Origin of the sequence: Leptospira fletcheri (genome assembly GCF_004769195.1) — a bacterium.
In the GTDB taxonomy this organism is placed as follows: domain Bacteria; phylum Spirochaetota; class Leptospiria; order Leptospirales; family Leptospiraceae; genus Leptospira_B; species Leptospira_B fletcheri.
On record NZ_RQET01000013.1, the window covers coordinates 159,204 to 178,018 of the forward strand.

The 18,815-nt window shown below is 48.2% G+C and carries 20 protein-coding genes; 11 read left to right on the plus strand and 9 right to left on the minus strand.

Annotation, left to right across the window (positions count from 1 at the left end; translation table 11 throughout):
- Window positions 1-73 precede the first annotated feature (73 nt).
- Complete coding sequence (locus EHO60_RS15505; protein WP_135769123.1) at window positions 74-736, plus strand: DsbA family protein; 663 nt, start codon at window positions 74-76, stop codon at window positions 734-736.
- Window positions 737-749: 13 nt separating this feature from the next.
- Here EHO60_RS15505 and EHO60_RS15510 read toward each other — a convergent pair whose 3' ends face one another.
- The 3 genes from EHO60_RS15510 to EHO60_RS15520 all read right to left on the minus strand — a co-directional run bounded on the left by EHO60_RS15510 (window position 750) and on the right by EHO60_RS15520 (window position 3,101).
- Entirely contained in the window at window positions 750-1,634 is an 885-nt protein-coding gene (locus EHO60_RS15510) for a hypothetical protein (RefSeq protein WP_135769124.1), read from the minus strand.
- The gene (locus tag EHO60_RS15515) at window positions 1,635-2,009 is read right to left on the minus strand and encodes a hypothetical protein (protein ID WP_135769125.1); all 375 of its coding nucleotides are present in this window, start codon (window positions 2,007-2,009) and stop codon (window positions 1,635-1,637) included. It abuts the gene before it with no gap.
- Window positions 2,010-2,078: 69 nt separating this feature from the next.
- Window positions 2,079-3,101, minus strand: coding sequence for a zinc-dependent alcohol dehydrogenase (locus EHO60_RS15520; protein ID WP_135769126.1), 1,023 nt, complete (start codon window positions 3,099-3,101; stop codon window positions 2,079-2,081).
- Window positions 3,102-3,188: 87 nt separating this feature from the next.
- Between EHO60_RS15520 and EHO60_RS15525 the strand changes: the two genes are divergently transcribed.
- Window positions 3,189-3,773 carry a TetR/AcrR family transcriptional regulator gene (locus EHO60_RS15525; protein ID WP_135769127.1) on the plus strand — a complete coding sequence of 195 codons (585 nt, stop codon included), beginning with the start codon at window positions 3,189-3,191 and terminating at the stop codon, window positions 3,771-3,773.
- An 8-nt stretch (window positions 3,774-3,781) separates the two neighbouring features.
- On the opposite strand, the gene EHO60_RS15530 is transcribed toward EHO60_RS15525, so the two are convergent.
- The 3 genes from EHO60_RS15530 to EHO60_RS15540 are packed head-to-tail and all read right to left on the minus strand — an operon-like array spanning window position 3,782 to window position 4,972.
- Window positions 3,782-4,168: a phage holin family protein gene (locus EHO60_RS15530; RefSeq protein WP_135769128.1), complete on the minus strand. Its 387-nt coding sequence runs from the start codon at window positions 4,166-4,168 to the stop codon at window positions 3,782-3,784.
- 8 nt (window positions 4,169-4,176) lie between these two features.
- On the minus strand, window positions 4,177-4,365 hold the full coding sequence (locus tag EHO60_RS15535; RefSeq protein ID WP_135769129.1) for a hypothetical protein: 189 nt from the start codon (window positions 4,363-4,365) through the stop codon (window positions 4,177-4,179).
- 7 nt (window positions 4,366-4,372) lie between these two features.
- Window positions 4,373-4,972 (minus strand): hypothetical protein, encoded by a 600-nt coding sequence (locus EHO60_RS15540; protein ID WP_135769130.1) that lies wholly within the window; start codon window positions 4,970-4,972, stop codon window positions 4,373-4,375.
- Window positions 4,973-5,136: 164 nt separating this feature from the next.
- Here EHO60_RS15540 and EHO60_RS15545 point away from each other — a divergent pair, with 164 nt between their 5' ends.
- The 4 genes from EHO60_RS15545 to leuA2 all read left to right on the plus strand — a co-directional run bounded on the left by EHO60_RS15545 (window position 5,137) and on the right by leuA2 (window position 8,981).
- Window positions 5,137-5,931 (plus strand): crotonase/enoyl-CoA hydratase family protein, encoded by a 795-nt coding sequence (locus tag EHO60_RS15545; RefSeq protein WP_135769131.1) that lies wholly within the window; start codon window positions 5,137-5,139, stop codon window positions 5,929-5,931.
- A 227-nt stretch (window positions 5,932-6,158) separates the two neighbouring features.
- Entirely contained in the window at window positions 6,159-6,818 is a 660-nt protein-coding gene (locus EHO60_RS15550; protein WP_246028342.1) for a hypothetical protein, read from the plus strand.
- Between the two features lie 47 nt (window positions 6,819-6,865).
- Complete coding sequence (locus EHO60_RS15555; protein WP_210409381.1) at window positions 6,866-7,489, plus strand: tetratricopeptide repeat protein; 624 nt, start codon at window positions 6,866-6,868, stop codon at window positions 7,487-7,489.
- 217 nt (window positions 7,490-7,706) lie between these two features.
- Window positions 7,707-8,981, plus strand: a complete 1,275-nt coding sequence (gene leuA2, locus EHO60_RS15560) for a 2-isopropylmalate synthase LeuA2 (protein WP_135769132.1) — start codon at window positions 7,707-7,709, stop codon at window positions 8,979-8,981.
- A gap of 73 nt (window positions 8,982-9,054) precedes the next feature.
- Here leuA2 and EHO60_RS15565 read toward each other — a convergent pair whose 3' ends face one another.
- From EHO60_RS15565 to EHO60_RS17165, 3 genes are all read right to left on the minus strand, one after another.
- Window positions 9,055-9,669, minus strand: a complete 615-nt coding sequence (locus EHO60_RS15565; protein ID WP_135769133.1) for a TetR/AcrR family transcriptional regulator — start codon at window positions 9,667-9,669, stop codon at window positions 9,055-9,057.
- Window positions 9,670-9,745: 76 nt separating this feature from the next.
- A complete protein-coding gene (locus EHO60_RS15570) occupies window positions 9,746-13,012 on the minus strand; it encodes an efflux RND transporter permease subunit (RefSeq protein ID WP_135769134.1) in 3,267 nt (1,088 codons plus the stop codon).
- Window positions 13,013-13,016: 4 nt separating this feature from the next.
- Entirely contained in the window at window positions 13,017-13,190 is a 174-nt protein-coding gene (locus EHO60_RS17165) for a hypothetical protein (RefSeq protein ID WP_167880242.1), read from the minus strand.
- A 392-nt stretch (window positions 13,191-13,582) separates the two neighbouring features.
- Here EHO60_RS17165 and EHO60_RS15575 point away from each other — a divergent pair, with 392 nt between their 5' ends.
- The 5 genes from EHO60_RS15575 (at window position 13,583) to EHO60_RS15595 (ending at window position 18,814) form a co-directional block, all read left to right on the plus strand.
- Window positions 13,583-14,554: a YheT family hydrolase gene (locus tag EHO60_RS15575; protein WP_135769135.1), complete on the plus strand. Its 972-nt coding sequence runs from the start codon at window positions 13,583-13,585 to the stop codon at window positions 14,552-14,554.
- A gap of 152 nt (window positions 14,555-14,706) precedes the next feature.
- Complete coding sequence (locus EHO60_RS15580; RefSeq protein ID WP_135769136.1) at window positions 14,707-15,918, plus strand: acetyl-CoA C-acetyltransferase; 1,212 nt, start codon at window positions 14,707-14,709, stop codon at window positions 15,916-15,918.
- An 82-nt stretch (window positions 15,919-16,000) separates the two neighbouring features.
- Entirely contained in the window at window positions 16,001-16,372 is a 372-nt protein-coding gene (locus tag EHO60_RS15585) for a hypothetical protein (protein ID WP_135769137.1), read from the plus strand.
- A gap of 88 nt (window positions 16,373-16,460) precedes the next feature.
- Window positions 16,461-17,795, plus strand: coding sequence for a TolC family protein (locus EHO60_RS15590; protein ID WP_135769138.1), 1,335 nt, complete (start codon window positions 16,461-16,463; stop codon window positions 17,793-17,795).
- Window positions 17,792-18,814, plus strand: coding sequence for an efflux RND transporter periplasmic adaptor subunit (locus tag EHO60_RS15595; RefSeq protein ID WP_135769139.1), 1,023 nt, complete (start codon window positions 17,792-17,794; stop codon window positions 18,812-18,814). Before EHO60_RS15590 ends, EHO60_RS15595 begins: the two co-directional genes overlap by 4 nt.
- Window position 18,815 lies beyond the last annotated feature (1 nt).

The following is an 18,815-nucleotide window of genomic DNA, read 5'->3' on the forward strand; positions in this document are numbered from 1 at the left end:
CGACTCCTTCCTCCCCTTCCTTGAAAGAAAAGAATGGTCCTAAAACGAAACCTATTCTATCTATGGATTCAGAATGGAAGCGGAACCTTTTCAGACCCAAGGGAAACATTCACTTCTATACGTAGCGGACCCTTTGTGCACCTGGTCTTACGCCTTCGGACCCTCTATTGCCGCATTGAGGGAAAAATATTCGGACAAAATCGAATTTTCTCTCGTGATGGGGGGATACCGCTTCGGATCGGATGCGGAGCCGTTCACGCAGGAAAACACGGATCGTTTGAGGTACGTGTGGAAAGAAGCGGAACGAGTCTCTAAAAGAAAGTTCGATACCGAAATCCTGAAACGTAGGGATCTGGTCTTGGATTCGGAACCTTCTTGTAGAGCGGTGATCGTCGCCCAAAGGCTCGCTCCTGGAACGGCCTTCGAGTTTATGGATGCTCTTTCGTATGGATTCCACGCCTTAGGAAAAGACCCGACCGATCCGGAAATCTTTGTCGGAATCGCAAAAGATTTCGGAATGAAGGAATCCAAGTTTCGCGAACTGTATTCTGCAAAGGAAACCGTGTTGGAAACGGAGACGGACTTCAACTACGGCTTTCAACTAGGCGTAACTAATTTTCCGACTCTCGTCTTTTCCGACGGGTTCGAAAGAGGGATTTTGACCAAAGGATATCTTCCCTTCGAGGAAGTGGATTCCATTTTGGCCGACTACTTTCGCTCCATCGGACGGTTTTAAAGCCTGCTCCGAATCAACGTCCGTCTTTTATCTTGTCCGACCGGATACGGTCCAGGATGTATTGGAGTTCTTTTTCATTGCCTATATATATGACCGCGATCATATAATCCTTTGCAAGAGCCTCCGGAACGGAACCGGTCCGCAAAAGTCGTAATATTTCCGCGCTCGCTTTTTTGGAGGAAAGTCGACGGAAAGCTCCGAGCAGCAATCTGTCGGTCCGTGCATCCCGATTCAATTGGCTTAAAAGAAAATCCTCGAATTCCGGAAAGGTCCGAGCGTTCAAAGCGGAAACGAGTTTTACGAAAGCCAACTGCCGAATCTCCTCGTCGGACGGATATGCTTCCAACACCGCATAAAGAGTATTCGGTTCATAGTAGGTGTAAGAGCTCAAGCATTTGAGGATCGTCGCGCGATCGCCTTCCGACAAAGCCTGCTGCAGAGGTTTGACCTTTTTTTCGGGAACTTCTTCGATACGAGCACGATCCACATTACCGTTCACATCGAAAGCGCTGCGAAAGAAAAGATCTCCGATGAAAAATACGGGCGTAAGCAAAACGGAAAAAGGGAGGAAGGCCATCCGAGTCATGTATCCGTTTTCCGGTTGAGGAGTCCAAAGGGCGCTTATGGTATCCCGGTACGCGTCGGGAATCCGTAGAATCGGATGGACGATAAATAGATCTAATACGCCGGCAGCCAATCCTACCGGAAGATAAAAGGGAGCCGCGAGGACTTTCGGAACCGTCTCTTCCGGAACCAGATGTTTTTCCACCCGTACGATCAGAGGAGTGTTGTTCCGGTTGAAGATGGCACAGTTCCAGCAGGAGATGCAGAGAAAGATAAGAATCGTGAAGAAATTTCTACGCCGGAATTTTAAAGTCATTTCGCTTTTCCCGATCATTTAAAAAGCGATTCCGCTTCGTCCCAGAAAATCGACCAAAAAGAAGACCGGAGTCACAACCAATTTAGGAAAGAAAACTATGGTTTGAAAAATCACCCCTCCTGTCGGATCCATCCAGATGACTTTGTACGTATCCTCCAATGCATCAGGGATGACACTGATCGGATGCAGAACCAGGCCGTCTAAAAAGAGAGAAACGACTCCCACGGGAATCGCGACGGGCGAAAGAGCAATCTGGGCAGCGGTACTTTCGGGGCGCACCTTTTCATCCAGATAACTCGTGAGGATCCTATTCTTCCTCTGGAATATCGCGCAATTCTCCAAGAAGGAAAACGCGAAAAGAACCAGCAAGAAGGCGATAATCATCCGTTTCATGACAAAGGGCTTTTATCATGATCGCGCAAAAGCCCTTTGTCCACAAATTTTTTCCAATATTCCGTCCGCCTATCTGACGATCACAAGCTTGGTTTCCTCCTCCAGAAAGGCTTCCGCAGCTTCGGACCATTTCGCTTTTCGAGTCGTTACTTTAGAAGGATCAAACCCTTCTTCCTCGACCAACCTCAACATTTCCGGAATCCATTCTCGGGACCGGACTCTCCCGATTCTCAAATTTGCTCCAGTATTATAAAGTTCTAAATAAGGAATCGGCAACGTATTGGTCCAAAAAATGGATGCGGAACCGAAAGTTCCGTCCACACCTAGGGAGCGAAGTCCGCATTCCCAGCCTTCCGCGCTACCGCTGGCATCGGCCACGATATCGAACTTTCCGAAACTTTTCGGATATTCCGAGATTTTTTCGACCTTTACACCGAAAGAATCCGCCAAGTCCAGACGCTTCTGATCCGTATCAAGATAGACGACTTCGGCGGCGCCCATATGCTTGGACAAGGCTGCAGTATAGAGACCGATGCTGGCCGCCCATCCTCCGAGGATTAGAACTTTTTGATCTTTTCTTTCCTGCAAAAACAATCCAGCTAGCTTCCATGCTTCCACAAGATTGTCGTTAATGCTCGCGATTGCAGCCGGATCCGTATTTACGGAAAAGGGAACGAGCATCTCTTTCGCGTACGGAACGAGAACCGAATCCGCAAGTGCACCTCCGTATTCCTTTCCTCCCTTCCCCATTCCGTAGGCGCTGGTATGAGGAACGGTACTGCAACTTCTGGACTGCCCTGTTTCGCAATTATGACAGTGACCGCAGGAAATTTGGAAAGGAACGGCGACTCTGGTACCGAGAGGAAAAACCTTCTCTAGGTCTGGACTCACTTCCCGGATCTCTCCCACGAATTCATGCCCGACGGGAAAAGGCGCACGGAATAAGGTCTCTCCCCGCAGAATCGGTAGATCCAAATCGCACCGGGAAACCGCAAGGGGGCGCACCAAAGCTTGGTTTGGACCGGTGATTTTAGGATCCTCCGTCTCCATCCATTGCAAGGTATTTTTCTTTACGAACGTTAATCGTTGCATGAAGCCTCCCGATAGACTATTTAGTCTATCCATAACCACACTCTGAATCCGAATAGACTAAATAGTCTATCATTTTATCGTAGGCTTATGAAAAAATCCGGAAATGCCGCTATCGGACCCTACGATCGCTTGGTGCAAACTGCGATTCGTTTAATCTATACACAAGGATATGCGACAACCTCGGTCAATCAGGTGATAGACGAATCCGAGTCGCATAAGGCCAGCTTTTACAGGTATTTCCAGACAAAAGAGGATTTGGGAAAGAAATATCTGGAGGTTCAGGCGACGGAATTTCAAAACGGTTGGGAAAGATTGATGGATCGTTCTTCCGGTCCGACAGAGTTCGTGGAACGCTGGATGGCTTTACTCGGAAAACAGGTCCGAGCCAAAAAATATTTCGGCTGTCCTTTGGCCAGATTCATGGGAAGCGTGGAAGGACAAAATCCCGAATGGTCCAAACAAGCTAGTGCGGTATTGGAAAGTTGGATCCATTGTCTGGAACTCTATTTCGAGAATTGTAAAACGAAAGGGATACTTTCGGAGGATTTTTCTTCCCGGAAAAAAGCGGAGCGCTTTATGAAACTTTTCCAAGGAAATTCCCAATTCTATATGATGACGGGAGATCCGAAATTCTTCCGGGAACTAAGAGAAGAGATGATTTCCGAACTGTAAAATCCGAACTAATCCCGATTCTTCCTGGAATCTTCGTCATCCGCCTCCCGCTTGGCCACATAGTTCGCGAGAGCAAGCACCGCGCCGCCGAGAAAAGCGGAGAAAAAACCGGGCACGAATATTTTGCCCGGAAAAATATCCCCTATCATAAGCAATACGATCGCGTTGACCACGAGCCCTGCTAAGCCTAAAGTTAGAATATAAACGAGATACCCCAAACCTAAAGTCAGAATCACGAGCAGCCAACGAAGAACGAAATTCAGAAATCCAAAAAATAGGACGAGAACAAGAACATCCCACCAGCCTCCGGAAACCCGGAACAACGGATCGATAAGCGGAAACACGTAGATTACTACGAGAGACTGGAGAACGATCGAAAGAAGTAATTTGGCCATAAACCTTCCTAAACGGTAGAATCCAAAAATTGTCCCAAATGCGGAGGAAGCCCTTCGGGAGGAATCACGACGGTCTGCGGTTGTACCACACGATTATCCGAAACGGTAGAAATTTCCCGAGGCTGGTCCCCGACGGAGGCCGGTGCAATCGAGTCCGAAAAAAGAATCTGACGAGAACCGACAGCCATGTAAGGCATAAATTCCTCAACTCCCCTCGAGGATCAATCCGCAATCCATCTTTTCCGTTCGAAAACCCGTACCCAATATATTATATAAAAAATACGTGATCAAACCGACTGCGAAGGAGGCGTACGTCCGCCTTTCATCCACGATTCCGGTTCCTCGAAAGTAGAGTTTTATCGAGCGAAAAGACCTCTTGCTGGTATTCGGATGGTTCGCAGTGACGTCTTCCACTCCTAGATTGCAATTGTGGGAAAGGTTATTGCCGTCCAGATACAGATAAAAATCTATTCTTTCCGAAACCAGAAAGGAACTCCTTCTGAACAAGGAACCTTCCAATTCTAGTTCCTTCGAGCGCGCTCCCGTTCCGACCAGGATCGGAAATTTGGCGTATTCCCTGTCCGTTCTTCTATCCTTTCCTTCGGTTCCCGTATAATACGTGGCCCTGATGCTGGCCGGGTCGTATTTATCGGCGTCATCGAACTGGATCAGAACCGGTACGGATTCTCTCGCAGGTTCCAAGACCGGCAAGGTCATGGATTTTTTCTGTACTGCGGAACAACCTACAAGCGAAACCAAAAGTACAAGAAAAGAACCGGAATATCTTTTAGAAACGATCTTCATCGAGGATTTCGATCAATTTTCCATGCAAATCGACTTTTGTCCAGCCAAAAGCCTAGCATCGTTTTTAGCGGAGAGCCCCAGAAACGAATTTGACTTTTTTAACGGAAAACATTGTGACTGAATCGGGACCTCACTGTCTTTGTTTTGTTCCCAAAGGAATGGTTATGAATAAAAGCGACTCTATTTTGACCGAAAAAAGAAATCACGTTTTTCTGATCTGCTTAAACAGACCCGATCACAGAAACGCCATGAACACGGAGATGCTGAATCGCTTAAGCGAAGCGTATACGGAATTCGAGGACGATCCGAACGCAAGGTGCGCCGTAGTTTACGCAAACGGAATGCATTTTACCCTAGGATTGGAACTGAACGACGTTGCCGATACTCTCAAAAAAAGAAGGACTTATACGTATTCGGAAAACCAGATCGATCCCTGGGAAAACGGAGCGACGAAAAGAAAAAGAAGCAAACCGGTAGTGTGCGCCGTTCACGGTTTTTGTTTCACCTTGGGAATAGAATTACTCTTGGCATCGGACGTACGCATCGCAGCGGAGAAGACAAGGTTCGCACAATTGGAAGTCCAGCGAGGAATTATGCCTTTCGGGGGCGCCACTTTCCGCTTCGTACAGAGTGCAGGCTGGGGGAACGCGATGCGTTATATATTGACTGGGGACGATTTCGACGCGGCGGAAGCCTACCGGATGGGATTGGTCCAGCAGATCGTTCCGAAAAAAGCGTTATTAGAACACGCGATCTCCTTAGCGGAGAGAATCGGAGAGCAGGCTCCGTTGGCAGTGCAAGCCGCCATTTCTTCGGCCAGAAAAGCGGTCTTGGAAGGGGAAAAGGAGGCGGCAAAAGATCTCTTACCGATCACTCTCAACCTGATGGAAACCCAAGATGGAGCGGAAGGGGTACAATCCTTTTTGGAAAAACGGAAAGCGAATTTTCAAGGAAAGTAAATCTAGCTGACGTATCTCGAAAGTGCCGGAAGTAAGTTTCTAATTTACAAATATCTGCATTTCTAAAACGATTCCAACTTGTGGGAAAGGAAAAATTCCGAATAGAAGGAATCGTTAAAATTCGCTTAACGTGTTTGATTCTAGTCTTTTCCTTCTCTCAGACGGCCTGCTCCTCCTTTCCCCGCTCCCAAAGATCGAGGATTTCGAAGGACAATAGATACTTCCTTTTGTACCAGAACGACGAAGGAAAATTATTCATCACCGATCTAAGCGTACAATCCAGATATTCGGATGCGATCTCCGACCTCAGAAAATTCCACGAGGAAATTATAAAACCCCTGGAAAGGCGTTTCGATCTTCGGTTGCGCGACATCGACAGAGACACCACCGAACTCAAGAAGGATAGCACTTCCATTGTCCGAAGATTAGGAGCCGCACTAGCGATCGCCTTGGTTGTTCCGGTTCCGGGGGCTTTCGAGACGACCTTAACCGTCGGCCTGATTTACGTGACCTATAAGAAGATCACGGAAAAACCTGAGGACGTGCTTAGAAAAAAACACGTAGAGGATCTGATCGCTGAATGCCAAAAAACGGAAGGAAATCTAAAGAAATTCCGTGACGATCATTTGATCCGATTCGTTTCCAGATGGGAGAACTCGTTTCAAGAAGAAACGAATCATTTCGTGAATTCGGAAGACGAAGCGGACATACGTCTCTTGGATTCTCTCCGAGAAAAATACCTATTGGAGAAGGATTTACTGAAAAAGAGCGCGGAATTCGAATTGAAATCCTCGGCGTATCATTGTAACAGAGGACTCCTCCCATCGGAAGAAAAATATAAACCCGAACGAAGCGGTTCTATTTCCGAAAAACCGGCCAAGAAATAAAGGAAAAATGAATGGCAATTCATATGCTTTCAGCCCGACTATAAGGTATGGATCCGAGATTAAAAAACGCATTGGAACGTCTGAAGTCCGGGGACGAGGCGGGAGCCAAAGAAATCCTTTCGGCTTGGACTAAGGAACAGCCCGAAAACGCGGCGGCAAAATTCCATTACGGCATGTGCCTTTCCCAGCTCGGAGAATTGTCTTCGGCGGAATTTCAACTTCAAGAATGTTTAAAATTAGATCCGGGTCATGTCCAGGCCTGGGTCGGACTCGGCGTACTGTATGCGAAGAAGAAGGACAAGCCCAAAGCGGAATTCCATCTTTCGAAAGCTTTAGAGTTGGACGATTCGGACTTGTATGCGAGGAAAAACCTCGCCGCGGTGTATACTGGAGCTTCTAAATTCGAACAAGCCTTGGATCTGCTGAAAGGATTCAACGAACTCGAGCTGAACGATTCCCCCACCTTATACGCTCTTGCCATTTGCTATGTCCGTACGAATCGATTTGCCCAAGCGGAAGAAACGTTTCGAAAGTTGGAGTCCGTAGGAGTACCCGATTCCGTCAAAAAAGAATACGTTCAGTTGAAACAACTTCTGGAAGAAAAGCGTTTCGAACAGGGGGGAATCTGGAGTTTTTTAAAGAACGACGGGGAAACGGGAAATTTTCCTTGACGCGCAATAGAACGGATTTACCTCTTAGGTAGAAACGTATGGCACAGCCTTCCTTCCAAGCAAATTTGCTCGGACTCCTCCTTCTCCTACTCGGAGACTAAGAGGGGCAAGGATCGCTGCGCGTGCAAAAAACCCGTCCCTCTTGGGCGGGTTTTTTTGTTTCCGAAGACTCCGGAACCAGAAAGGGCCTCCCCGAAGGGAAAAACGGAGAAGGACTATGGAAACAAATGCAACCCCGGAAACGGACTACCGACCGACCTTTCCCTCTTTTCAGGAAATCTTCCAGACGAATTCCGTTCTGGCGATTCCGCACTCTACCCCTTTTTTCATGGATGTGACCCTCAGGGACGGAAATCAAGCCCTGCGTAAACCTTGGAATCTGCGGGAAAAGGAAATCATATTTCAACAATTGCTAAAATTGAACGTGCAAGGAATCGAAGTCGGCTTCGCATCCGCCGGCGGTCAGGACTTCGAGGCCTGTTCCCATTTATCGCAACTGGCGCCGGACCGAGTGGTGATTTCGAGTCTATCCAGAGCGGTAGAAGAGGAAATCGAACTTTCTTGGAAAGCGATTCATAAGGCCGCTCGTCCCAGAATCCATATCGTATATCCTGTGAGCGATTTTACGATCCGAAACGTATTGAGAATTTCGGAGGAACAGGTAAAGGAAAATATAATGCGATCGGTCTCTTACGCGAGAAAACTCGCGGGTAGTAGAGGGGAAGTCCAATTTTCCGGAGAACATTTCGGAGACGCATTAGAAAATATTGAATTTACGATCGAGGCTTTCCGATCCGCTTTGGACGCAGGGGCCGACGTGATCAACCTGCCGAATACGGTGGAACGATATAGACCCTTTCTGTTCGTCGCGATGATACGTAAAGTAGTGGAATCCCTGCCGCAAGGTTCCCGAATTTCCGTCCATACGCATAACGACTTAGGTATGGCAACGGCCACGACAGTGGAAAGTTTCTTTGCGGGAGCCACTCAGTTGGAAACGGCTTTGAACGGATTGGGAGAAAGAGCGGGAAACACGAATACGTACGAAGTCGCAGTGGCCTTGCACAATTGCGGAGTCAAAATGGATCTGAACCTACAAGCGATCTACGAAACGTCCAGAATCGTAGCGCGTATGTCCGGAGTTCCTGTCCCGGAAAAAGCCCCCTTGATCGGAGAGGACGTGGTCGCCCATCGCAGCGGGATCCACCAAGACGGTGTTTCCAAAACCCAGAATTTGAAAAAAGGAGCCTACCGCGCTTTCGAAGCGGACCTGATCGGGCGTCCGGAAGGGGATAGAATCGCTTTTACAAGCCAATCGGGAAAGTCTGCCATATTCGAAATTCTGAATACGGCCGGGGTACGGGTTTCTAAGGAGGAAGCTTTCCGTTTGCAGCCTGCGCTGAAATCCCGGTCAGAAAAAGAAGGAGGAGGGGAACTTTCTTTGGAACAAATGGTGGAAGAACTACAGAGGTTGAGAAGTATAGAATCGTAAAAACCGCTATCGGATCAAGAACTCGTTCCGCGGACCGTAATTCCTTTTGAAAAAAAGAAGCGATGCCGCGGACTTAATTCTCCCGCTTTACGATTCCATAAAATATGATATTGTCCAGTTCTCTGACCAAATCCCGGATCGTGTAGGGAGTGTGGGCGAGAAAGCCCGGATCGAACATAGCCTCCGTCGATGCCGCGTGGATCAACAGAACGATATCCGGATTTACGTCGGGACGAATGTCTCCGTTTTTGATCCCGGTTTCGATCATTTTGCGCATCGTTCTGTTGACGTTCTTTTCCTTCTGCTCCGCGAAGATTTTCCAGAGATCCGGAACCTGATTTCGGATATCCCTGAGAAACTCGTTCATTCCTTGAGGAATTTCACCGCTGAGACATTCCTGCATAGCCTGCAGTTTTTCCTTGATGTTTTTGTCCGGATCAGCGTGTATCTTTTCTATTTTTCCGTGGATGCGAAGATGTTTGTGGGTCATCAGCTCCATCAAAAGGTCGTGTTTGTTTGCAAAGTACTTATACAGAGTCTTTCGGCTGATCCTAAGCGTCCTCGCGATCTCTTCCATTCGGGTTTTAGCGAATCCGTAACGAAGAAATAATTCGAATGCCTTATCGAAAATCCGAAGCTTGACTTCGTCCGGTTCCGTAACGATTTGCTGTTCCACGACGGTTTGCATTCTAACCCACCCCCTGCTCCCGAGGAAACGCTTTTTTACGGCATTTCCGAATGGGAACAATCACTTTCCTTTACTCTCAGGCGTCCGGATTAGGAGCGTTTCTCCTAACTAATTCGTTTAACTTTTCTATATAAGAGAACGCAGCGGGAACCACGACCAAGGTCAGAATCGTAGAAGAAATCAGACCGCCGATAATGGCGACCCCCATACTTGTCCTTTGTCTGGACGCTTCGTTCAAACCGATCGCGATGGGAAGCATTCCCGCGATCAACGCGAAGGAAGTCATCAGAATCGGTCTGAGCCTTTCCCTGCCCGCTTCCACGATCGCGGCCTTCATTTCCATTCCCTGATGGATGAGCTGGTTCGTAAAATCCACCAAAAGGATGGAGTTTTTCGTAGCGACTCCGATCAGCATGATGAGACCGATCATGGAGAAGATATCCAAGGACTTCTGCGTAAGAAAGAGCGCGATGAACGCGCCGCAAAGCGCTAAAGGAAGCACCAACATGATCGCGATCGGAGTGATGAAACTTTCATACAAGGAAGCAAGAACCATATATATGAATAGAACACCTAAGCCCATTGCGATTCCCATGGAAGTTCCCATTTCCTTGAAATTTTCCGCCTGGCCCGTATATCCGATCCGGACTCCCGGAGGAAGAGGCAGTTCGCTTTGGGTGATAACGGCGACTTCCTGCATGGCTCCTCCCATTCCCGGTCCTTCCGGGTTGACGTCTCCGTAAATCTCCACGGATTTATTCCTGTTCATACGATTGATCGTGGCCAATCCTGTAGTTTCCTCGGCCCGAGCCACATTCTGAATCGGGATCATCCGATTATTGAAATTCGGCACAAAGGAATTGTAGAAGTTGTCCTTCAAGTCCCTCTGCCCTTCCTTTAACCTCACACGGATATCGTATTCCACACCGTTTTCCCGGTACACTGCGGGAGTAGTTCCTTCCACCAACGTTCTCAATTCGCTTCCGATCACCGTTCCCGGAATTCCTAAAAGGACTTCCTTATCCCGGTCCGGGACGACGCGGAACTCCGGCGCTCCCGAGCGATAGCTGGTATCCACGTCCAAAAGAGCTTTGGATTCCCGGAGACGTTGGAATAATTTGCCTGCGTAATTTTCCACGAGCTGACCGTTTTGTCCGCTGACTACGAGGGTAAAAGGTCTTTGGCCCCCTCCGACGTTATCGATGTCCTTTACGATCGGATTCGCGTAGGAGAAGGATTCCAGTTCCTTTCTCAACAGGTCCTTGAATTCGGAAGTGTTCATTTTTCTCTGTTTGGACGGAATCATCTCCACGAACATAGTGGTGGTTCGATTCGTGTTGAACATGGCGACCAGGAGTATTTCCCTATGCTCCGCCATCTTTCGATATACTTGTTGGGCCACGGCGGCCATCTTTTCCACGGAAGTACCAGGAGGCATATCCAAAGTGACCTGAAACTTTCCGTTGTCCTGCGCAGGAAGGAAGGTTTTAGGAATGTATTTGGTCAGTCCCAAACTGGCGATGAAGATGAGAACTGCGCCTACGAGTATAAGATTCGGCCGTTTTAGAGTAAACCTCAGCGCGGAAGCGTAACGATCTTCCAACCAGGATTGGAATACGTTGAACCAGGAAAGAACTCCATCCAAGCCTTTTTCCAAGGCTCCGAAAAATCCTCCGATCCAACCTAGTATTTTTCGGATGGGCCCTTTGTTCGAGGGCTCCGGACGGATTTTGGAAAGAGCCAATTCTTCCAGCGGAGTGTGGTCCGACTTTCCTTTCTTCTTCTTGGTCGTTTCGGAATGGGTCGTAAATTCCGGAACGGCGGAAGAATGTGCGGAAGCTCCATGGCCATGATTCGCGATCTTTCCTCCGAAATAACTGGAAAGCATAGGCGCGATGGTAAGAGCGTCATATAAGGAAATCAACAAAGCGAAACATACGGTCAGTCCGAATTCCCGGAGAAACTGCCCCACTACTCCGCTCACGAACGCGATCGGTAAAAATACGGCGATCACCGTCATGGTAGTTGCAACGACGGCTAACGTAACTTCCTTGGTTCCTTCTATAGAGGCGACACGGGCGGTCTTACCCATTTCCCTATGCCGGAAGATGTTTTCCCTTACCACGATCGCATCGTCGATCAATAACCCGACCGCCAAACTTAAGGCCAAAAGGGTCATTACGTTTACGGTGAAGCCGGCCACTGCCATCAAAATAAAGGCGCCTAAGAGGGAGTTCGGCAAGGCCAATCCGGTAATGATGGTAGATCTCACACTTCCTAAAAACAAAAGCACAACCACGATGGTCAGAGCAATCCCGATCAGGATGGTCTCCTTGACGTCGTAGATATTGTCGTCGATCATGATCGAATTGTCGTTCGCCGTGGACAGCTTGGGACTGCCTTCCCGTTTCGCGAGTTCCTTGTTCAATTCCCCTACGCGCCTTTTGACCTCTTGCGCGACCGCGACCGTATTTGCTCCGGATTGTTTGTATACTAGGAGAAAGATCGCCTTTTGACCGTTAAAGTAAGCGCGAGAAGTCTCGTCTTCCAGGGTATCCTTGACTTCTCCCAATTGCCCGATCTTAACAGGAATCTCGTTTCCGAAGAGGGAAATCGGGGTGTCCCGGATTTCCTGAGGGGATTGGAATTCGTTGATCGTACGATACACCAATTCCTTGTCGGACTTACTCACCTTTCCGGCCGGAATATTCGTCCCACCGGAAGCCAATCGATTGGAAACCACGGAGGCAGGAATCATGTGCGCCTTTAATTTTTGGCGGTCCAATTCCACATGGATTTCTCTCTTTCTTCCTCCGTAGATCGTGATGTTTCCCACATCCTTTGCGGTAAGCAGACTTTGTTTGATCTCTTCACTGGCGATATCGAAGAGTACCGCTTCGGAAAGCTCCGCTTGGAGGGCGAGGATGAGGATGGGCTGGTCCGCCGGATCGATCCTACGGATGATCGGTTCCTTTGCGTCGCTCGGCAACTTCGGCTTCACTGCGGAAACCTTGTCCCGGACTTGCTGCTCGGCGTATTTCACATCCGTTTCCAAAGTGAATTCCACCACCACCGTTCCGGAACCTTCGCTACAGGCGGATTTGATTCTCTTAACGCCCGAAATCGTGGATAATTCGTCTTCCACGGGCTTTGCGATCAAGGTCTCGATCTCGTTCGGCGCAGCACCCGGATAGGGAACCGTCACGGTCACGACCGGAATGGTCACGTTCGGAAATAAATCCACCCCTAGTTTGTTCAGGGAAAGATAGCCCGTGACCAGAATGATCAAAACGGTGCAAGTGATGAAAATAGGACGCTTGATCGAAAGTTCCGCGAAATTCATGCTCTTATTCTCCGTTCGGTGCAGTCCGATTTAAGGAACCCGAAATCGAAGAAGAAGGATTCTTGCTCGATTTTCGATCTTCCAAAGATTCCGGAAAAAGGGAAAATCCCCAAAAAAGAATTCCTAGAGATGCCAAACCCAGAACGAACCGTTTGCTTGTGTTTCGATATTCTTTCATATAAACCACCAAGAAACAAAATTTGAGTTTTTTGTTTCCAATGCAAGCAAAAAAGAAAAAAGGAGATTTTTTATTTGATTTTAGGTCTCATTATCATAAAATACGACAATGAGCATCCGAGGAATCCCCTTCCCCAGCCAAGAATTTTTAAAATTTTGCCGAAATGCAGGATCGAACCCGGAATTTTCCGCAGCATCTATGGAAATCCGGGGAGAAGCTAGAGTGCAAGAAAAGAAAGATTCTGCATTGCAAGCCGAAAGAAAGAACTCCGATTAAGCCTCGGTCCTGTGGTCGTTCGGCGACCAAACCTTCTCCCTTCCTAGTATTCCATTTCGGAAAGAACCGAAAGAGGATTGCTTGCGGGTGCAGGGCAAAGCGGTTATGCTGGAAATATGGAGAAGATCACTTCCTTCAAGCCGCCGATTCATTTGCGCCATCCTTTCGTACAGACCATCCTCGCTTCCTTGCTCAGACAAAACAGACCGGACCATCCTATGGATATGAACTCGAAACCGGCCGTCTTGAATGCGGGCAAAGGAGTCAAACTCGTCGGTCATTATTCGCGATCTCCCGAAAACAAGGCATTGCTCATTCTAATCCATGGCTGGGAAGGAAGCATCAATTCCAATTACATCCAAAGAACCGGAAGAAGGTTTTTCGAGAAAGGAGTCTCCATTTTTCGGTTAAACTTAAGGGATCACGGAGAGACCCACCATCTCAATCCGGAACCCTTCAACGGAAGTCTACTGAGGGAAACATACGAAGCGGTCCGAAAGGCGGCCACGGAATTCGGCAAAAAGGTTCCGGTCTACCTAGCGGGATTCTCCTTAGGGGGAAATTTTACCCTTCGGATCGCGAGAGAACATTCCAAAGGAAAAGCCAAAATCCCGAATCTCAAACATTGCGTCGCCGTTAGCCCCGCCATGCATCCCCAAAGCGCCACGGAGATGATGGATTCCAAGTGGATCATCGGAAAATATTTCCGGGAAAAGTGGAGGGAATCCTTACATAAAAAAAACGTGCATTATCCGGAGCTCCATCCTTATCCGGAGATCATCAAAGGTAAATCCGTGATGGAAATGACGGACAGAATCGTCGCGAGCACGAGCCAATTCAAAGACTCAAAGGAATATTTCCTTTCCTATACTTTAGGATCCAAAGATTTTAAAGGACTGAAGGTGCAGGTTTCCATCGTGACCTCGGAAGACGATCCCATCATCCGACCGGACGAATTCAAAGGAATTCCTCCGCATTCGAAATTGAACATTCTCATCCAAAAATACGGCGGACACAACGGGTTTTACGAAAACCTGAAAGGGGATTGTTGGTACTTCAAAGTATTGGAAACGGCGATCGGGGTCTGAATCCGAATCGGCGGCAACAAATCACTTGGAAAGAATTCTCCCAAAAGAACTTGCTTTTCCCTCCTTCGTCGTAAATTGGAACCAGAATGCTTCTCGTTCTTGAACGATAGTTCAAAATAAGACGAACGCCTTTCGTTATAGGAGATACTTCCATGCCAAACGCATATGTCATCGATGCCGTGCGCACCCCTCGCGGAAAAGGAAAGAAAAGAGGGAGCCTGGCTTCCGTCCACCCGCAGGAATTATCCGCTTCCACTTTGAAAGCGATCCAGGAAAGAAACGGCTTAAAGCCGGAAATCGTAGAGGAAGTCGTACTAGGTTGCGTTTCCCAAGTGGAAGACCAAGCTGCGTGCATCGCACGTTATGCAGTCATGGCTGCAGAATGGCCGAATTCCGTTCCGGGATATACCGTGAACCGTTTTTGCGGCTCCGGTCTGCAAGCGGTTAATAACGTCGCCAACCACGTTCAAGCGGGCAGCATGGATGTGGCCTTGGGCGGTGGAATCGAATCCATGAGCCGGGTCAAAATGGGCGCGGATATGGGCGACCGGGATTTCAACGTGGGAAATCCGAATATAGCGAAACATTATAATCTAGTTCCGCAAGGAATCTCGGCCGATTTAATCGCGACGAAATTCAATATTTCTCGGGAAGATGCGGATCGTTTTGCGGAGTCTTCTCAAATCAAAGCGGACAAAGCCGTCAAGGACGGAGTCTTCAAAAAATCCATCGTGCCGGTGAAATTGGAGGACGGAACGATCGTAGATACGGACGAAAACCCTCGCATCGAATCCGACTACGCTTTCCTTTCCGGATTGGGCGCCGTTTTTAAAACCATCGGAGAAAAGGAGCTGGACGCAATCGCTTTGCGCTCTTATCCGGAAATCCAAAAAATCAATCATATCCACACCTTGGGAAATTCCTCCGGAATCGTAGACGGTGCCGCTTCCGTACTGATCGCAAACGACGACGGGATCAAGAAATTCGGACTGAAGCCTAGGGCAAAAATCCTAGCGATGGCTTCTACCGGAGAAGACCCTACGATCATGTTGACCGGACCGGTTTCCGCTTCCAGAAAAGCTCTCCAGCTCGCGGGATTAAAGGTCGAAGACATCGATCTTTGGGAAATCAACGAAGCTTTCGCTTCCGTAGTCCTTTATACCCAAAGGACCTTGGGAATCCCCCTGGAAAAAATCAACGTTAACGGCGGTTCCATCTCTCTGGGACACCCGTTAGGCGCCACTGGAGCTATCCTACTGGGCACCGCACTGGACGAATTAGAGAGACGCCAACAACGTTACGCTCTGATTACTCTTTGCATCGGCGGAGGCATGGGAATCGCAACCGTTATAGAACGCATTTAAGTTCCCGGAAAAAGCGTCGATTTCCGTCCGGATCGACGCTTTTTTTCTTTTAACGCGAAGTAGCCGACAGAGATTCGTTTTTATGGAAGGAAACCGAAAAATCCGCGGGACCTTGCTTTGGTTCGTACCGGTTTTAGCGCTTCAGTTTTCTCTTCCGATCTTCCTACAGTTTAGGGTCGCCTCTTACCAATTCCATCCCAACGGACAATACAAATCCGCATCCAAAAAGACTGCGCCCTTAAAAAGAGGCATTCGACCTTACCAAGAGGAAGAAGACGACGGAATCGATTCCGTTTGGGCGCCTGATAGTACGGAATACGATCCGGAAGATCGGGTTTCCCTTTCCCTTTTTAGAATTCTCCTTTCCCAAACCGAATTGGATTCCGAAGAAATCGGAACTTCCTATCTTTTATCCCCCCTCCTGCTCAATCTACCTCCTCCCATTTCCACCTAACTTGCTTTAGACGATGATCCGTCCGCTGCCTAAAAAGCAAGAGCGGACGAAAAAGGAGTGAAAATTGCATTTATCCGAATGCGTCTTCATGACGCGCGCTCGTACTGGCCTTCTTATCTTTTCTTTTACCGTTTGCTTAACGCTTCCGATCTCGGGCGGGTTCGCAGACGCGAGACTCACATACACAAGCGTCGAAAAGATCACGACGCCGAAACGAAATTTGCATCTTCGGGAGGCGGAGGAGATGTTTTTAAAGAATAACCTGGCTCTTTTGTCCTCGAAATTCGAAATCGAATCCAAAAAAGGAGAAATCCTCCAAGCCGGTCTTTGGGACAATCCTACTCTTTCTTTGGACCAGAACGTATACAACAAGATCACGAAAAAATATTTTGATACCACAAAGAACGGGGAAACCTCCTTTCAATTGCAACAGCTCTTTGTTCTGGCCGGAAAACGGGACAAGAGAATTCGTTTGGCCCAATGGAACCGGGAAATCGCAGAACAGACGTTTTACGACACTTTACGCGGACTGAAATTGGAACTGAGAACATCCTTTTTCCAATTGTATTACGCGCGGAAATCCTTGGACTTTTTCGACGAAAGCGTTTCTTCTCTCAAAAAAACCGTTTCCTCCGCGGAGATCGTTCACTCGAATCGGAACATCCTTCTCTCCGAATTACTCCGATTGAAATCCATCCTATTCCGGCTGGAAACGGACCGTTTGGAAGTGGCGAAAATCGTACGCGAAAAGGAAGCCGTCCTAAAAGTTCTGTTAAACGAACCTTCGATTGGAGAACGGGAAATCCTTCCGGAATTTCTGGCAAACGAAGAATCCGACCGGTCCGTATCCGTTTTGGAGACGGAGGATCTTCTGAAATTAGCCCTAGAATCTAGACCGGATCTAAGAAGCTTGGAATTGGCGATCAAGGCGGAACAAACAAACCTTTCCCTCCAAAAAGCGATGAGAATTCCGGATGTGGCTCTAGGCGGAAGTTACGATCGGGCGGGGAACTATATTCAGGATTACTACGGTGTTACAGTCTCCGTTTCTCTTCCGGTATTCGATCGGAACCAAGGAAATATCAGATCTTCGGAAATGAGTCTGAGTGCGAAGAAAGCCTCCTATGAAGAGCAGATTCTGAGGATATCCGCAGAAGTGCGAGCCGCGCTGGGAACGGCAAAGGATAAGGAGGAGCTCGCCCGAAAGTACGGCACTCCGTTTACCGAGGACTACCGCAAATTGGCGAGCTTGATGGTGGAGAATTACAAAAAGAGATATATGACAATATTAGAATTTTCCGATTTTTTCGAGGCCTATAACGACAGCATGCTCAAAATGATCCGGCTCCAATCGGAACGAGTGGAAACCATGGAAACTCTCAATTATGCGATCGGAAAAACCGTCGCGGAGATCGGAAGATGAATTCTTCATTCGAAAAAATCAAGGAAAGAATTTCCGGCAGGGGCGCAAAAGCGATTTTGGCATTTTCCTTTCTCGCATTGTCCATTCTTATCTATCTTATCATAGGAACGAAAACATCGCCGATTCAAAAATCGGAATCTTTCCGGAATCCTGAAGTCTTCGGGCAAGGGAATCTCGTTTCTTTTCCCTCCGGTTCCGGAGGACTTTCCCGTTTCTCGTATTGGACGGTAGGCGTAGGAGATGCGGACTTTGCGGTGTTTGCTCCGGCAAAAGTGATCGCGAGCATCAAGACTTCAGTGCATTCGGGCGAAAAAATCATTCTCTTCGATTCGGCAGACACGACTCAGACTTATGCGGAATACAGGAGAAGTAGAGCCGTGGCTCTAAAAGCCTTCAAAGACTTGCAAAGAATCCGGGACATGTACGCAAACCAAGCTGCCACAGGAAGGGACGTGGCGGAGGCGGAATCCAATCTGGCGGTGGCCAAAGCGGAAAGTGCGGAAACGGAATCCAAATTAAGGACCATCGGTTTCAATCCCAAGGAATTGGACGCGGTAAAAGGACCTTCTCTTTGGTTGATCTGCGACGTTCCCGAATCCCAACTGAACGACGTGCAAAAGGGAGAAGAAGTTCTGATCCGGTTTTCCTCTTTTCCCGGAAAGGACTTCAAAGGTAGAGCGGAAGCGATCGGGGACGTGGTGGATCCGGCGCTTAGAACCGTAAAAGTTCGGGTGAGCCTTCGAAATCCCAAAGAGAAGATACTCCCGGGAATGTATGCAAGAGTGGATTTCGGGGATCCTAGAACTTCCGTAATCGTCGTTCCGAACCTCTCCATCGTCACTGTGGACGAAAAGAATTACGTATTTATAAAGGAATCTCCGGGAGTTTTTCGAAGGCGCAGAGTCGAACTCGGGACTTCCGGAGATTCGAAAACGATCGTCACGAACGGACTTTCCGAGCGGGAGGAAATCGTAATGGAAGGCGCGATTCTTCTGAAAAGTTTGAGTTTCGGGTTTTGAT

Coding starts and splice junctions, on each gene's coding strand:
- EHO60_RS15570 (WP_135769134.1), bottom strand. CDS start 13,012: ATGAATTTCGCGGAACTTTCGATCAAGCGTCCTATTTTCATCACTTGC.
- EHO60_RS15595 (WP_135769139.1), top strand. CDS start 17,792: ATGAATTCTTCATTCGAAAAAATCAAGGAAAGAATTTCCGGCAGGGGC.
- EHO60_RS15565 (WP_135769133.1), bottom strand. CDS start 9,669: ATGCAAACCGTCGTGGAACAGCAAATCGTTACGGAACCGGACGAAGTC.
- EHO60_RS15590 (WP_135769138.1), top strand. CDS start 16,461: ATGACGCGCGCTCGTACTGGCCTTCTTATCTTTTCTTTTACCGTTTGC.
- EHO60_RS15575 (WP_135769135.1), top strand. CDS start 13,583: ATGGAGAAGATCACTTCCTTCAAGCCGCCGATTCATTTGCGCCATCCT.
- EHO60_RS15555 (WP_210409381.1), top strand. CDS start 6,866: ATGGATCCGAGATTAAAAAACGCATTGGAACGTCTGAAGTCCGGGGAC.
- leuA2 (WP_135769132.1), top strand. CDS start 7,707: ATGGAAACAAATGCAACCCCGGAAACGGACTACCGACCGACCTTTCCC.
- EHO60_RS15520 (WP_135769126.1), bottom strand. CDS start 3,101: ATGCAACGATTAACGTTCGTAAAGAAAAATACCTTGCAATGGATGGAG.
- EHO60_RS15535 (WP_135769129.1), bottom strand. CDS start 4,365: ATGCCTTACATGGCTGTCGGTTCTCGTCAGATTCTTTTTTCGGACTCG.
- EHO60_RS15580 (WP_135769136.1), top strand. CDS start 14,707: ATGCCAAACGCATATGTCATCGATGCCGTGCGCACCCCTCGCGGAAAA.
- EHO60_RS15505 (WP_135769123.1), top strand. CDS start 74: ATGGAAGCGGAACCTTTTCAGACCCAAGGGAAACATTCACTTCTATAC.
- EHO60_RS15530 (WP_135769128.1), bottom strand. CDS start 4,168: ATGGCCAAATTACTTCTTTCGATCGTTCTCCAGTCTCTCGTAGTAATC.
- EHO60_RS15540 (WP_135769130.1), bottom strand. CDS start 4,972: ATGAAGATCGTTTCTAAAAGATATTCCGGTTCTTTTCTTGTACTTTTG.
- EHO60_RS15525 (WP_135769127.1), top strand. CDS start 3,189: ATGAAAAAATCCGGAAATGCCGCTATCGGACCCTACGATCGCTTGGTG.
- EHO60_RS15585 (WP_135769137.1), top strand. CDS start 16,001: ATGGAAGGAAACCGAAAAATCCGCGGGACCTTGCTTTGGTTCGTACCG.
- EHO60_RS17165 (WP_167880242.1), bottom strand. CDS start 13,190: ATGAAAGAATATCGAAACACAAGCAAACGGTTCGTTCTGGGTTTGGCA.
- EHO60_RS15545 (WP_135769131.1), top strand. CDS start 5,137: ATGAATAAAAGCGACTCTATTTTGACCGAAAAAAGAAATCACGTTTTT.
- EHO60_RS15510 (WP_135769124.1), bottom strand. CDS start 1,634: ATGATCGGGAAAAGCGAAATGACTTTAAAATTCCGGCGTAGAAATTTC.
- EHO60_RS15515 (WP_135769125.1), bottom strand. CDS start 2,009: ATGAAACGGATGATTATCGCCTTCTTGCTGGTTCTTTTCGCGTTTTCC.